Raw genomic sequence first — 14,749 nt, 5'->3', positions numbered from 1 at the left:
TGTAATATCTGTCAATAATACTTTTCTTGGTATTTCCTGTTTAAACTCTCTATTTAATAAATTAGGCATAACAGTATGTTCTTTAGTGGTTTTCATCATTCGCCTGTAGCGGTTGGCTTTTCTAATCGGACAAAAGATATTGAACTTCTTCATAATTCTTCTTATACGCTTTAGATTGTTGTATAGGCTACAATAAACTAGACAATAAAATTAAGGTCATGTAAACTAAAAACAATATAGTAAAGGAGAAGTTTATATGGCTAAAAGAGAAAGAAGAACATATACTGAAGAATTTAAGGATCAAGCGGCACTGATATTAGGACGAAAGTAAGTGTGATTCACAAATACAGTGTATTAGCAATGTGTACAGTCCTACAAGTTCCTACAAGTACTTACTATTATGAATCAAAATCTAAAGAATTACCCCATGAAATTACACCTAAAGTAATCGAGATTTTTAGAGAAAGTAAAAATAATTATGGTTCAAGAAAAATAAAAGTAGAATTAAAAAAATAACAATAATTTAAGTGATAATTTATAAATATATCTAGTTTAGGGTGTTGTATTGTAAGAACAATCTGTAAAATACAGAAGAATGTTTAAGAAAGAGGTAAAAAATATGTTCATTCCTATAAAAAATAAAAAAGTGTATCAACATGTTATTGAACAAATTCAAAATATGATAATGAAAGGAACTTTAAAAAAAGGGGATAAACTTCCTTCAGAGAGGGATTTAGTTGAACAGCTAAGAGTAAGTAGAACATCAATCCGTGAAGCTCTTAGAGCATTAGAGATTATTGGATTTGTTGAAAGCAGACACGGAGAAGGAAATTTTATTAGTGGAAATATGGATAGTAGCTTTTTTGAACCATTATCTGTTATGTTTATGTTAAATGAAGGAAAACCTGAAAATATCTTAGAGCTTAGAATGATTATTGAAGTGGAAGCAGCTGGTATAGCTGCACAAAAAATCAAAGAAGAGGATATAGAACAGCTACAAAGGTTGATGGAAGAATTTAGGCAAGCACAAAACGAAATAGACAGAGCAAAGATTGATAAAGCATTACACTACAAAATTGCTCAGATAACAGAGAATTACTTGATTGTAAACCTTTTAAATGCTATTGGGTCTTTGATGGAATTATTTATTAAAGATGCAAGGAGAATGATTTTAAAAGAAGAAGAAAAGAAAGAAATGCTCATGGATCAGCATTTAAAAATTTGTGAAGCCATAATAGAAAAAGATTCTAAAAAAGCAGTTATAGCCATGAAAAAACATCTTCAAACGATCAATGAAGCCATGAAAAATTACAAGTATCAACAATCATCTAACATACTAGATGATTTTTAAAAAAATCAAAAGCAATTGTTGAAAAATTTCGATTAATGCTATATTATTTACATAAGCATTGATAATACTATATTACTAATAAAGTGGTATAAGCATATCCCTTTTGAAAGGAGAAAATATTGTGGCAACAATAAAAGTACCTTATTCAAAAACTCATTTGAGTATTGAAATTCCTGATAAAAATTTAGAAGGAATATTAGAATCAAATGCAAGTGAGTTTATTGCAAACAAGTCACAAACAGAAATTGTAAATCATGCATTAAATCATCCTATTGGAAGTAAAAAGCTTGAAGAGTTGGTAATAGGTAAAAAAAATATGATTATCATAACAAGTGACCATACAAGACCTGTTCCTAGTCATATCACTTTACCAATTATGATAAAGAGAATCAGAAAAGCCAATCCTTGTATAGATATAAAGATTCTCATTGCAACTGGTTATCATAGACCTACTACAAAAGAAGAATTAATTTTCAAATGTGGTGAAGAAATTGTTAAAAATGAAAAATTTGTTATGCATTTTTCAAAAGAGAAAGATACTTTAACAAAGGTAGGCATCCTTCCTTCTGGAGGAGAACTGTGGCTTAATAAATTAGTAATGGAAACAGAATTATTAATTGCTGAAGGATTTATAGAACCCCATTTTTTTGCTGGTTTTTCTGGAGGGAGAAAAAGTATATTACCAGGAGTTGCAGGAGCTAAAACTGTACTTAATAATCATTGCTCAAAGTTTATTGCCAGTAATTATGCTAGAACTGGTATATTAGAGAACAATCCTATACATGAGGATATGTTATATGCAGCAAAGACAGCAAAATTGGCTTTTATATTAAATGTTGTAATAGATAGTGAGAAAAAGGTTATCAATGCGTTTGCTGGAGATTATAAGATTGCTCATGAAAAGGGTTGTGAATTTGTTACAAGTTTAGCAAAAGTTGATAAGATTCAGGTAGATATAGCAGTAAGTACAAACGGAGGATATCCATTAGATCAAAATATCTATCAAGCTGTAAAGGGAATGACAGCAGCCGAAGCTATATGTAAAGAAGGTGGGGTAATTATTATGATTGCCGCATGTAATGATGGGCATGGTGGGCAGTCCTTTTATGAGAATATGGCAGAGGCAAAAAATCCTAAAGAAGTTCTTGAAAAAGTGTTAAAAATACCAGCGAATGAAACAATTCCAGATCAATGGGAATTTCAGATATTAGCAAGAATTTTATCAAAGCACAGAGTGATTATGGTTACAGATTTATGCGATCCACAAATGATTAAAGCAATGCATATGGAACATGCATATACTTTTGAAGAAGCATTAAATAGAGCTTTTAGAATAAAGGGAGCAGATGCAAAGGTTGGAGTAATCCCTGATGGTGTTTCAGTTATTGTTAAATAGATACAAGAAATTAATTTAACAAACCTTTGAAAAAGGGGATATGTGTTTTTATAATTTTAGCCATACTGGTATGACCATCATTCCAGAGTAGTAAATAAGTAATGAAAGTGAGGTAATATTATGGAAATAGTTGTCTGTATCAAACAAGTTCCAGGAACGACAGAAGTTGAGGTAGATGAGAAAACAGGAGTATTGAAAAGAGATGGCATCGATTCAAAAATGAATCCGTATGATTTATATGCAATAGAAACAGCAGTAAAAATAAAGGAGGAAAAAGGAGCTAATATTACAGCTATTAGTATGGGACCTCCTCAAGCTGCTGAGATTATAAAAGAAGCTTATATGATGGGGGTAGATAAAGGAGTCCTCCTTACAGATAGAAAATTTGCAGGGGCAGATGTTTTAGCTACATCTTATACCATAGCTCAAGGAGTAAAAAAGACAGGAAAACCTGATTTGGTGATCTGTGGAAAAATGACTACGGATGGTGATACAGCTCAAATAGGACCTGAAATGGCAGAGTTTTTAAATATTCCACATGTTGCTAATGTACTAAGCATTATTGAAGTGAAAGAAAAATCTATTGTTGTTGAGATGGATATGCCAAATACAGTAGAAATTGCAGAGGTTGATTTTCCCTGTCTTATTACAGTAGAAAAGGGAATATTCCAACCAAGACTGCCATCCTTTAAATTGAAATTAGCTACAAAAGATAAAGAAATATCTTTTTACGGCTTGAAAGATTTTGAGGATCAGGATGAGAAAAAGTATGGATTAAATGGTTCACCCACTCAGGTTAAAAAAATATTTCCTCCTAAAGGAAATACGGATCATGAGATATGGAAAGGTTCTCAAGAAGAATTAACAGATCAATTATTGAAAAAATTAAAAGAATTGAAATTTGCTTAGGAGTGATCGTATGAGTAAAATAATTATACATCAAGACAAGATTGCAGATAAAGATGCATTAATCAAATTATGTCCTTTTAAAGCTATTGAAGTTGTGGATGGAAAAGTTGATATTAATGCAGCCTGTAAAATGTGTAAAATGTGTGTAAAAAAAGGGCCTGAAGGTGTTTTTGAATATGTAGAAGATAAAGTGATAAAGATCAATAAGGATCAATGGAAAGGAATTGTAGTATATGTTGACCATGTAGATGGAGATATACATCCTGTTACTTTTGAATTGATTGGAAAAGCAAAAGAAATGGCAAAAAAGATTAATCATCCCGTATATTGCTTATTTATGGGTCATGATATTAAAGAGAAAGCAGTTGAACTTTTGCATTATGGAGTAGATGAAGTATTTGTATATGATGAAGAAGAATTAAAGCACTTTAGAATAGAGCCTTATACAGCTGTATTTGAAGATTTTATTAAAAATTATCAACCTACGATTGCATTAGTAGGCGGAACCACAATAGGTAGATCTTTAGCACCTAGAACAGCAGCAAGGTTTAAAACTGGACTTACAGCAGATTGTACGATATTAGATGTAGAGGAAAATACAGATTTAGATCAAATCAGACCAGCATTTGGGGGAAATATTATGGCACATATCCATACCCCTAATCATAGACCACAGTTTGCAACTGTTAGATATAAAATATTTTCAGCACCAGATAAAAGTGATAAAACAAATGGCAAGATCACAATATGTCATATAGATCAAGAAAAATTAATATCAGGAATACATGTTTTAGAAGTAAAGAAAAAAGAAAAAGTAAAAAGTATAGAAGATGCTGACGTAGTCATTGTTGCAGGTCGTGCGATCAAAAAACAACAAGACATACAAATGATTTATCAGTTAGCTGATTTATTAGGGGGAGAAGTTGCAGGTACAAGACCACTTATTGAAGCTGGTTGGATAGATGCAAGACGTCAAATTGGACTCAGTGGCAGAACGGTTAAACCAAAGCTGATTATTACTTGTGGGGTATCAGGAGCTATACAATTTGTTGCAGGGATGAATAACTCAGATTGTATTATTGCTATAAATACAGATGAAAAAGCATCTATTTTCAATGTGGCTCATTATGCAGTGGTAGGAGATTTATATGAAATTATACCTAATATTATAAAAAGATTAAGTGATGAGAGATTAAGTGTAGATGATTTAGTAGCAGCAGCTACAAAATGTTAGGAGTGAGTCATATGGTATATAAAAAGATAGATCAAAAAGATATAGATTTTTTAATTTCAATATGTGGAAAAAATAGAGTTTTTGTTGGTGAGGAAGAAATAAATGAAGATTTTAGTCATGATGAATTAGGGGGAATCCATAAATACCCAGAAATATTAGTTGAAGTAGAAAATACACAAGAAGTATCAAAAATTATGAAATATGCATATGAAAACAATATTCCTGTTACACCAAGGGGACAAGGAACAGGGCTTGTTGGGGCATCTGTAGCGATTTATGGTGGAATCATGATGAATTTAAGTAAAATGAACAAAATCCTTGAATTAGATGAAGAAAATTTAACTTTAACTGTTGAACCTGGAGTACTACTCATGGAAATATCAAAATTTGTAGAAGAGCATGATTTGTTCTATCCACCAGATCCAGGAGAAAAAAGTGCTACCATTGCAGGAAATATCAATACAAATGCAGGTGGTATGAGGGCAGTAAAATATGGTGTAACAAGAGATTATGTAAGAGGACTTGAAGTAGTACTTCCTAACGGAGAAGTTATGCAAGTTGGTGGAAAAGTGGTTAAAAATAGTTCTGGATACAGTGTAAAAGATTTGATTGTGGGTTCTGAAGGAACATTGGCTATTGTAACAAAAGCAATACTGAAGCTATTGCCTTTACCAAAAAAATCAATCAGTTTATTAATCCCTTTTAAAAATCTTGAAACAGCTATTGAAACAGTCCCTAAAATCATTAAAGCAAAGGTCATTCCAACAGCAATCGAGTACATGGTAAGAGATGTAATATTGGCGTCAGAAGAGTTTTTGGGAATGAAGTTTCCAGATCGCTCAGCAGATGCATATTTACTATTGACCTTTGATGGAAATAGTACACAAGAGATTGAAAAGACATATGAAAATGTGGCACATATTTGTCTAGAAGCAGGAGCTTTAGATGTATTAATTTCAAATACTCAAGAACGACAAGACTCTATTTGGAAGGCAAGAGGATCATTTCTTGAAGCAATCAAAGCTTCAACTACTGAGATGGATGAGTGTGATGTAGTTGTACCAAGAAATAGAATTGCTGAATTTGTTAAGTTTTCAGATGAACTACAAAAAAGATGTAATATAAGAATTAAGGGATTTGGACACGCAGGAGATGGAAATCTTCATATATATATTCTAAAAGATGAACTTGAGGAAGAGGCTTGGAAGAAAAAACTTGAGGAAGTATTTGAAATCATGTATGAAAAAGCGAGAGAATTAGGGGGAAGGGTATCTGGAGAGCATGGGATTGGATATGCAAAAAAAACTTATCTAATGAAGTCAGAAGGAACCTTAGGAATGGATTTATTCAAGAATATAAAATTAGCATTTGATGCTAAGAATATATTGAATCCAGGTAAGGTTTGTTAAAAAAATCAATGGAGAATCAAGGGAACTGTTTCTATGATTCTCCTAAGATTCGCTATTATTTTAAAATATAAAATCGCAAAATCATCTACATATGATAATTTGATAGGGTTTTTAATCAGTGCTATAAAAAAAGATTACAAAGAACCTATCAAACAAATAAAAAATAATAGATTTCACAATTTTGAAGGAAGGACTTCAAAATATACAAAACAAGAGCTTGAGGAAAAACTAAAAAGAAAATAACAAAAGATTTTGAAAAAACTTAATGGATGAAGAGGTTTTAAATTATCAATGATAAAAAACTAGGTAGTTATATATGATTAATGATTACTTAATAAGTAGGATATATTTACTTTAAATGGGAATATTTAAATACATATGCACTTAGAATAAAATTTTTTAATTTGACTATTTTTTACTATAATTTTATAATATGATAATATAATATGATAATATAAAAAGTAAATGATTATACGCTGAGTTCCATATGGAAACGGGGGACCCATATATTGGGGCGAATTCCGATAAGGATAGGATAACTCTTTCAGTCCGAGCCCGACAGCTAACCTCGTAAGCGTTGAAGGAGAGAATATCGGTCTAAAAAAACCATACTTCTCTATGGTTTTTTTTATTTTTCCAAAATAAAATATGAAGGTGAAAAAATGAAAAAAGGAATTAAGTTTAAAATTTTAGGGGTATTTATTTTAATATTTATTGTACTTATAGTAAATAGTATTGGAGCTATCACTAATTTTTATCGACTTAGTAATTCTATAGAAAATATCATGGAGTCTAATTATAAAAGTATTGTAGCAGCACAAAATATGATTGTTGCTTTGGAAAGACAAGATAGTGCAGAACTCGCTTATATGTTTTCTACAGATCAAGTGGCGGCAAATCATTTTAGAGATAATGAAATTGAATTTTTAAAATGGTTATCAAGGGCTGAAGACAATATTACAGAACCAAAAGAAAAAGAGACCTTACAAAAAATTCATAAATTATATATTCAGTATATAGACAAATTTAGCTATCTAATAGATATACAAAAAAATCAAGGGACTAATGAATCAAGAGTATATTATTATAATGAAATTCTTCCCCTATTTGAGCAGAGTAAAAAAGTATGTAGAGATTTGCAAAACTTAAATCAAGAAGGAATGATTATTCGTAAGGATACAGCACATGATATATCAATTAAAGCATCCTATTCTACACTTTTAGTAGCTACAATCACCATATTTATTGGGTTTCTTCTTGCTTTTTATTTGACGAATAAAATTGTTGAGCCTATTTATAATCTTATAGAAAAAATTAAGAAGGTTGCTGAAGGAGATTATCAACAACAATTAGATATAGTAGGTAATGATGAAATTGCTCAGCTAGCTCAAGAATTTAATGTCATGGCTCAAAAACTTCAAAACTTCGATAAATTAAATGTAAAAAAATTAATGAAAGAAAAACAAAAATCAGAAGCTATAGTAGAAAGTATTAGTGAAGGGATTATTGTAACAGATGAAGAACACAGATTAATCCTAGTGAATAAGTCTGCTGAAAGAATATTTAATATAAGGGAAAAAGATGTACTCCATAAGCACTTTTTAGAAGCAATCAAAAGAGAAGATATGTTTGTAATTGTGGATAAGGTAAAAAAGAGAAGTGATAGGGATGAATATAAAAAATATACAGATATAACAATAGAAATGGAAGGTGTGAAAAAATATTATAGAATGAATATCATGCCTATTCAAACAAGAGATGAAGATAATATTGGAGTAGTTACGTTAATTCAAGATATTACCAAATTAAAAGAAGTGGATCAAATAAAATCTGAATTTGTTTCAACAGTATCTCATGAATTTAGGACTCCATTAACTTCAATTAGTATGGGAGTAGGATTACTTTTAGACCAAGTAGTAGGAGAAATAAATGATGATCAAAAAGAATTATTAGAAGCTGTAAAGGAGGATGGAGAAAGATTAAAAAATTTGGTTAGCGATTTGTTAGATTTATCAAGGATTGAATCAGGAAAAATTCAAATGGATTTTGATTCTTATAATATAAAAGATATCATTATGCATGCAGCAGATTCATTCAAAATCCAAGCACAAAATAAAAATGTGAACATTGTGGTAGATGCTAGAGAGTATTTATCAAAAGTAAAAGCTGATTTTAATAAAATCTCATGGGTATTAACGAACCTGATAGGAAACGCACTAAGATATGTACCACGAGATGGGACAGGAAGAATTGAAATTATAGCAAAAGAAACAGCTAATAAAATGCTCATTTGTGTAGTAGATAATGGTCAAGGAATACCAGAGGAATATCAACAAAGAATATTTGAAAAGTTTATTCAAGTAAAAAGTAATAATGGCGAAAATACTGGTGGTACAGGATTAGGACTAGCAATTAGCAAAGAGATTGTCAATGCCCATGGAGGAGAAATATGGGTAAAAAGTAAAATAGGAGAAGGAAGTACTTTTTATTTTACATTGAGTATTGGTATATAACAGTAAAGGGGTTTGTTTATGAATAAAATATTAATTGTAGATGATGAAAAAAATATTTTATTGACTTTAAAAATGTATTTACAAAAGATGGGGTATGATATACAAGTAGCTATGGATGGAATAGAAGCGATAGAGAAAGCTCAGGAATATATGCCTAACTTAATTTTTTTAGATATATTACTTCCTAAAATGAATGGATATTTAGTTTGTGAAGCACTAAAAGAAGAAGTAATGACCAAAAGTATTCCAATTATATTTATGAGTGCAAAAACACAAAAAGAAGATATAGCAAAAGCTTTTGCTGTAGGAGGAAATGAGTATTTGGTAAAACCTTTTACACTAGAGCAAATAAAAAAAATAATAGATAAGTATATGAAGGAGGATAAATAATGAATAAAAAAATTTTGATTGTGGATGATGAGAAAAATATCAGAATGACATTAAAACATTGTTTAAAAGAAGAAGGATATGAAATAGATAGTGCTGTAAATGGTGAAGAGGCCCTTAAAAAATCCATAGAAGAAGAATTTGATCTTATGTTATTGGATATAAAAATGCCAGGGCTAACAGGAATGCAAGTTTTAAGTAAGGTTAGGGAAAAAGGAAGTAAAATAGATGTTATTATGATGACTGCTTATGGAACAATTGAAAAAGCTGTGGAAGCTATGAAACTAGGAGCGATTGATTTTATTAGTAAACCTTTTACTCCAGATGAAATTAGGTCTATAGTAAAAGAAGTATTAGATAGAAAAGATTTAGAAGAAGCAGAAGTAGAAACTTTTGAAGATGTTATTGCATACGCAAAGAAATGTATATTAGAAGGATCTTACAGTAAAGCTGAAGAGTTCCTCAAAAAATCTATCGCTATAAATATAGATGCACCTGAACCACATAATTTATTAGGTATTTTGTCAGAGTATAGAAGAAAAATACAAAAAGCACAAATGCATTATAGAGCTGCTCTTGCATTAGATCCTACTTATGTTGCAGCTGAGAAAAACTTACAGAGGACAGCACAAATCAGATACACCCAAGTAGGAATGCAGCTAGGAGATGAAAATGATGAACAATAGAAATAAAAATGATGAATATATAGTGATTGTAGGTTGTGGGAGATTAGGATCTCATCTAGCTAGATTACTTTCAAAAGCAAGGAAAAGTGTAGTTGTAATTGATAAGAATGAGGGTGCATTTCATAGATTAGGAGATGACTTTAGTGGTTTTACTATTGAAGCGGATGCTATTGAAATAGATTCCCTTCTTCAAGCAAAGATAAACAAAGCGGATGTGGTTGTTACTACAACAAATGATGATAATACAAATATATTAATTGCACAAATCGCAAAAATAATCTATAAAGTTCCAAAGGTAATTGCTCGTTTATTTGAACCATCTAGACAGCAAGTTTATGAAGAATTAGGAATTGAGACTTTATGTCCTACAATTCTTTCAGCAATAGAATTAAAAAACATTATTGTAGGGGATAAAATGGAGGTGTAAATATGAATATTATTATTGTAGGAGGAGGAAAACAAGTACACTTTCTTACAAAATCATTTGTGTCAAAAGGATATAATGTAACGATTATTAATAATAATGAAGAATATTGTAAAAAGCTTGCAAGAATGCATAGAGCAAATATTGTTCTTGGTGATGCTACAACACCATATATTTTAGAAGATGCAGGAGCAGCTTATTCAGAAATGGTAATCGCGCTAACAACAGATGATCCAGATAACCTTGTTATTTGCCAAATTGCAGAAAAAATTTTTAAAGTCAGAAAAACTTTTGCAATGGTAAATGACCCTAAGAACATTGAAATATTTAGAAAACTAGGGGTTCAAAATGTTATTAGTACAGCAGATATTATTTCATCTTTTATTGAACAAAAAATTTCAGTGGATGATATAACAAATTTATTTCCCATTGAAGAAGGAAAGGTTGCAGCTATGGAAATAGAAATAAATGAACAATTTCCAGTTGTAGGTCAAAGTTTAAGTCAAATAAATTTACCGAAAGACACAATTATTGGATGTATGATAAGAAAAAATGAACCTATTATTCCAAGAGGGGATACGGTTATAAAAGAGCAAGATAAATTGATTATTTTGTGTTTGCCAATGATCCAATCAGAAGTATTGAAGGTTATTAGAGGAAGGATAGATTAGGGTGTTATATACAGAATTGATAAAAGAAAGATATCAGTTGATTGTGGGATATGTAGGAACGATTATTATAGGTATTGGCTTTGCTTTATTATTACCCTTGTTATTATTACCTGTCTATAGTCAAGAAGCAAATGAAACAGCTTATTTTATCATTCCATCTTTAATAGCGATTTGCTTAGGATATGTAATGAGAAGAAAGCTAAAGTGTGTAAAGGAAGTGACGTTAACTCTTCAAGAAGGTGGAGTTATAGTTTTATTGGCTTGGATAAGTGCCACGATTTTTTGCGCGATGCCATTTATTATATCAGGAAAACTTAACTTTACTCAAGCTGTTTTTGAGGCAGTAAGTGGTTTAACTACAACTGGATTATCTGTTGTAGATGTCACAAAGACTTCCCATATATTTTTAATGTGGAGAAGTATTATGCAGTTTATAGGAGGGGCAGGGCTTGCAGTAATTATGTTATCTGCTATCATTGGACCTCATGGATTAGGACTTTATAATGCTGAAGCAAGATCAGATAAATTACTTCCTAATGTAGCTAAATCTACTAAATTAATTATGATTATTTATACAGGGTACATATTGTCAGGAATTATTTTATATATTTTGGCTGGGATGCCATGGTTTGATGCAATTAACCACTCTATTGCAGCCGTATCTACAGGCGGATTTTCAACGAGAGCTGAAAGTATTGGAGCATATAATAGTTTGTCTATTGAACTCATTACATTGATTCTAATGATCTTAGGTACGATTAATTTTGCAGCTCATTATGTACTTTTAAAAGGGCAGATAAAGAAGTTTTTTCAAATAGGAGAAATTCGCTTTATGTTTTTCTTACTAGCATTCATTGTACCGTTGGTTGCTTTCTTTTCCCTAACTAGGTTATATGGTAGTATAAGTCAAGGAATAAGAGTAGCTATATTTGAACTTACATCTGCTTTATCAACTACTGGATTTTCTACAGTGGGCTATACGAATTGGAATGGATTTGCCATTTTTATGATGATTGTAGTAATGCTGATTGGTGGAGGAGCAGGATCAACTGCAGGTGGGATAAAACAGTACAGAGTGTATGTAATGTTAAAGTCATTAGTTTGGAATATAAAAAGTTATTTACTACCTAAAAATAGTGTAAGACAAGACTATGTGGTTCGTCCAGATGGAAAGTTTTATGTTTCTTCAGAACATAAAATAGAAACTTCAAATTTTATCACATTATATATATTAACGTATATAATCGGTATATCAATTTTACTGATACATGGATATTCATTACAAGATGCTATGTTTGAAATAGCATCATCTTTAGGTACGGTGGGACTTTCTGTAGGAGTGACTTCGGCAGATGCACCTTCTATGGTTTTATGGACAGAGAGTTTTGGTATGATGTTAGGAAGATTGGAGTTTTTTGTAGTATTTTTTGCTAGTATGAAAATAATCAAAGATATAAAATTTATGATAAAGAGAAGATAAATAGGAATATTTGATTATGCCAGAAAAAAACTAAATAAAATATGTTTGAATCATTAATATAAGAAAGTAGAGTATACAGCAACAATAATCACAGCTATAGTAGTTCTAATCAATGGAGTAAAATAAGTAGAAGAAAAGCAAGTGTAGCCACACCTGCTTTTCTTTATTTTTTAAATCTTTCCTTCATCATGCAAAGAAAGAACATTTTTACGGAGCTTGGATGATTGAAGAACTTAGTAAACATGGATATGACATGAGTCCTGGAACATTGAATCTTTAGTAGCTTATACTAAAAAAAATTACAAAACACTTATTATGGTTACTCATTCTAAGAAAGTAGCCACTCTTTTTTCAGATCAGATGATTGAAATAAAAAAGGGATCGTTAAGAATCAGGAGGATGTACACCATGAATGATGTAATAGAACTTCAATTATGGCAAATGATGGCTGCTTATATCTTTGTTGTTGTTTTATTGTTTATTGTAAGAGCCAGGGGTATCTCAAGAGAGAAGGAAATTCTTATTTCTACAATAAGGATGACAATACAACTTATTTTAACAGGTTATATCCTTGTTTATTTATTTAATCATATCAATCCAATCTATACAATTCTTGTAATCGTTGTAATGGAGATATTTGCTATTTTTAATATTTTTAAAAGAACAAAAACAAAAATCTCAAAGTCCCTTAAAAGAATTATTGCTATTTCTATGATATGTGGAACTCTATTGAGTCTTATATACTTTTTACTTGTAGTGGTTAATATTTCCCCTTGGTATGATCCAAGATATTTTATTCCCATTGCGGGAATGCTCATTGGTAACTCAATGACTGGTATTTCTCTTGGGGTAACGAGACTTATAGATGGTATGCATAATCAAAGGCACCTTGTTGAATCTGCATTAATGCTTGGTGCAACTCCCAAGATGGCTGCAAAAGAAATTGTAGATAATGCTTTTGATTCTGCAATCCTTCCAACAATTAATTCTATGGTAGGAATGGGCATTATATTTTTACCTGGAATGATGACAGGACAAATTTTATCAGGGACTTCTCCTGTAACTGCTATTGAATATCAAATTGCAATCATGCTAGGTATTCTTGGAAGTGTAGCTTTAACTGTTATATTATTTGTTTAATTAGGATATAAAACTTTTTTTAATGATCAAAGCCAATTAATTAGTGGAGATTAAAAAAATTTATTGTTACTAGGTTCAAAGTATTTGTTTATATATTTTGAAATATTTAAGTATTTATAAAGGGGTTACCTTTTCTATTCATTATGTTGTATATGTAAATATACAAAAATAATAGATGAAACAAAACCCATAATTGTAGCTATTTGCATTATTAAATTCATAGATTTAAACTGGCTAAATAAAACTGTATACACTAGCAGAAAATTAAATAAAATTGTATTCTTTCGTAAAAAATGTTTTATACTTTTAAAACTTAACATAATAAACCTCCATTCGTGAATGTTTAAAGTCCCTTTATATATGTTAATATGTTTCATGCAAAAATGCCAACAAAGTTGTTATATTTTAACTTTACAGATAATGTTAAAATAAAAGAAAAACTTATACATTAAACAAAAGGTTCATAAGGAGAATTGTATATGTGTAAATTAAAGAAGAAAAAAACACTTACGATACATAAAGTCATAAAACGAATATTAGTATTTATGCCAGCTATTATCATATTTGGAATCTTGATAAAACATGCAATATGGGATAGTCCTTGCTTGAGACGTTCTACAAATTATGCTTTTTATACAGGTATTGTGTTAGGGCTTATTGAATGTTTTTATATGTATTTCTTACCATATAAATGGAATTCTTTTATAGAATCAAGAGTAAGCGAAAAAGAAACGAAAAGAAGGTCGCTAATATTACTTGGAATGATTGCTGCTTTTCTTAAGTTTTACATATATTTAAGTACAATATCTGGTAGAGTATATGTATATTAGGGGGTATGGATAATGGAATATATTAGGAATATTTTAAATGTGGGAGTTGTAGTTTTTATATTTATCTTAGGTGTAAAAATTTATATGAAGATAGCCAGTTATATAGGTGAACGATTAGGACTTGGAAAATTTTTCATAAACTTATGTAAGAAGATAAGAAAGAAATATAATGGAATCTAAAAATATTTGTTTAATAGATAATTCTATACACACTCTATGGATTAAATATTATATTGCTCATACTTTATTTTAAAAGGGCTCTATGTCAATAGTTGGGGTGGGATTGTTCATAATCCCGCTCCATTACTTTATTAGAGAC

Annotated in this window: 16 protein-coding genes, 1 pseudogene and 1 riboswitch; of the genes and pseudogenes, 16 read left to right on the top strand and 1 reads right to left on the bottom strand. The window is 30.4% G+C overall.

Annotation, left to right across the window (positions count from 1 at the left end):
* Positions 1 to 177, bottom strand: a pseudogene (locus EK368_RS01190) (IS3 family transposase); the annotation flags it as partial.
* Positions 178 to 333: 156 nt separating this feature from the next.
* On the opposite strand from EK368_RS01190, the gene EK368_RS01185 reads away from it, so the two are divergent.
* From EK368_RS01185 to EK368_RS14730, 16 genes are all read left to right on the top strand, one after another.
* Complete coding sequence (locus tag EK368_RS01185; RefSeq protein ID WP_129595906.1) at positions 334 to 516, top strand: transposase; 183 nt, start codon at positions 334 to 336, stop codon at positions 514 to 516.
* Positions 517 to 619: 103 nt separating this feature from the next.
* Positions 620 to 1,351, top strand: coding sequence for a FadR/GntR family transcriptional regulator (locus EK368_RS01180; RefSeq protein ID WP_129595905.1), 732 nt, complete (start codon positions 620 to 622; stop codon positions 1,349 to 1,351).
* A gap of 121 nt (positions 1,352 to 1,472) precedes the next feature.
* Positions 1,473 to 2,747 carry a nickel-dependent lactate racemase gene (gene larA / locus EK368_RS01175; RefSeq protein ID WP_129595904.1) on the top strand — a complete coding sequence of 425 codons (1,275 nt, stop codon included), beginning with the start codon at positions 1,473 to 1,475 and terminating at the stop codon, positions 2,745 to 2,747.
* A 120-nt stretch (positions 2,748 to 2,867) separates the two neighbouring features.
* Positions 2,868 to 3,656, top strand: a complete 789-nt coding sequence (locus EK368_RS01170; RefSeq protein ID WP_129595903.1) for an electron transfer flavoprotein subunit beta/FixA family protein — start codon at positions 2,868 to 2,870, stop codon at positions 3,654 to 3,656.
* 10 nt (positions 3,657 to 3,666) lie between these two features.
* Complete coding sequence (locus EK368_RS01165; RefSeq protein WP_129595902.1) at positions 3,667 to 4,890, top strand: electron transfer flavoprotein subunit alpha/FixB family protein; 1,224 nt, start codon at positions 3,667 to 3,669, stop codon at positions 4,888 to 4,890.
* Positions 4,891 to 4,901: 11 nt separating this feature from the next.
* Positions 4,902 to 6,299 (top strand): FAD-binding oxidoreductase, encoded by a 1,398-nt coding sequence (locus tag EK368_RS01160; protein WP_129595901.1) that lies wholly within the window; start codon positions 4,902 to 4,904, stop codon positions 6,297 to 6,299.
* A gap of 33 nt (positions 6,300 to 6,332) precedes the next feature.
* Entirely contained in the window at positions 6,333 to 6,542 is a 210-nt protein-coding gene (locus EK368_RS01155; protein WP_129595900.1) for a hypothetical protein, read from the top strand.
* A gap of 221 nt (positions 6,543 to 6,763) precedes the next feature.
* A riboswitch (cyclic di-AMP (ydaO/yuaA leader) is annotated at positions 6,764 to 6,891 on the top strand.
* A gap of 70 nt (positions 6,892 to 6,961) precedes the next feature.
* Positions 6,962 to 8,812, top strand: coding sequence for a sensor histidine kinase (locus EK368_RS01150; protein WP_129595899.1), 1,851 nt, complete (start codon positions 6,962 to 6,964; stop codon positions 8,810 to 8,812).
* 18 nt (positions 8,813 to 8,830) lie between these two features.
* Positions 8,831 to 9,202, top strand: coding sequence for a response regulator (locus EK368_RS01145; protein WP_129595898.1), 372 nt, complete (start codon positions 8,831 to 8,833; stop codon positions 9,200 to 9,202).
* Entirely contained in the window at positions 9,202 to 9,885 is a 684-nt protein-coding gene (locus EK368_RS01140) for a response regulator (protein WP_129595897.1), read from the top strand. Before EK368_RS01145 ends, EK368_RS01140 begins: the two co-directional genes overlap by 1 nt.
* Positions 9,875 to 10,312, top strand: a complete 438-nt coding sequence (locus EK368_RS01135; protein ID WP_202976404.1) for a potassium channel family protein — start codon at positions 9,875 to 9,877, stop codon at positions 10,310 to 10,312. The genes EK368_RS01140 and EK368_RS01135 overlap by 11 nt, the downstream gene beginning before the upstream one ends.
* Before the next feature lie 2 nt (positions 10,313 to 10,314).
* Positions 10,315 to 10,980 carry a potassium channel family protein gene (locus tag EK368_RS01130; protein WP_129595895.1) on the top strand — a complete coding sequence of 222 codons (666 nt, stop codon included), beginning with the start codon at positions 10,315 to 10,317 and terminating at the stop codon, positions 10,978 to 10,980.
* A 1-nt stretch (position 10,981) separates the two neighbouring features.
* On the top strand, positions 10,982 to 12,460 hold the full coding sequence (locus EK368_RS01125) for a TrkH family potassium uptake protein (protein ID WP_129595894.1): 1,479 nt from the start codon (positions 10,982 to 10,984) through the stop codon (positions 12,458 to 12,460).
* Positions 12,461 to 12,868: 408 nt separating this feature from the next.
* Positions 12,869 to 13,600 (top strand): ABC transporter permease, encoded by a 732-nt coding sequence (locus tag EK368_RS01115; RefSeq protein WP_129595893.1) that lies wholly within the window; start codon positions 12,869 to 12,871, stop codon positions 13,598 to 13,600.
* Between the two features lie 479 nt (positions 13,601 to 14,079).
* On the top strand, positions 14,080 to 14,430 hold the full coding sequence (locus EK368_RS01110; RefSeq protein WP_129595892.1) for a hypothetical protein: 351 nt from the start codon (positions 14,080 to 14,082) through the stop codon (positions 14,428 to 14,430).
* A 12-nt stretch (positions 14,431 to 14,442) separates the two neighbouring features.
* Entirely contained in the window at positions 14,443 to 14,610 is a 168-nt protein-coding gene (locus tag EK368_RS14730; protein ID WP_165000275.1) for a hypothetical protein, read from the top strand.
* Positions 14,611 to 14,749 lie beyond the last annotated feature (139 nt).

Source organism: Anaerophilus nitritigenes, from assembly GCF_004138215.1.
GTDB classification, from domain to species: domain Bacteria; phylum Bacillota; class Clostridia; order Peptostreptococcales; family Thermotaleaceae; genus Anaerophilus; species Anaerophilus nitritogenes.
Note: the sequence above shows the minus strand (reverse complement) of the source record. Positions and strands in the feature narration are given on the sequence as shown.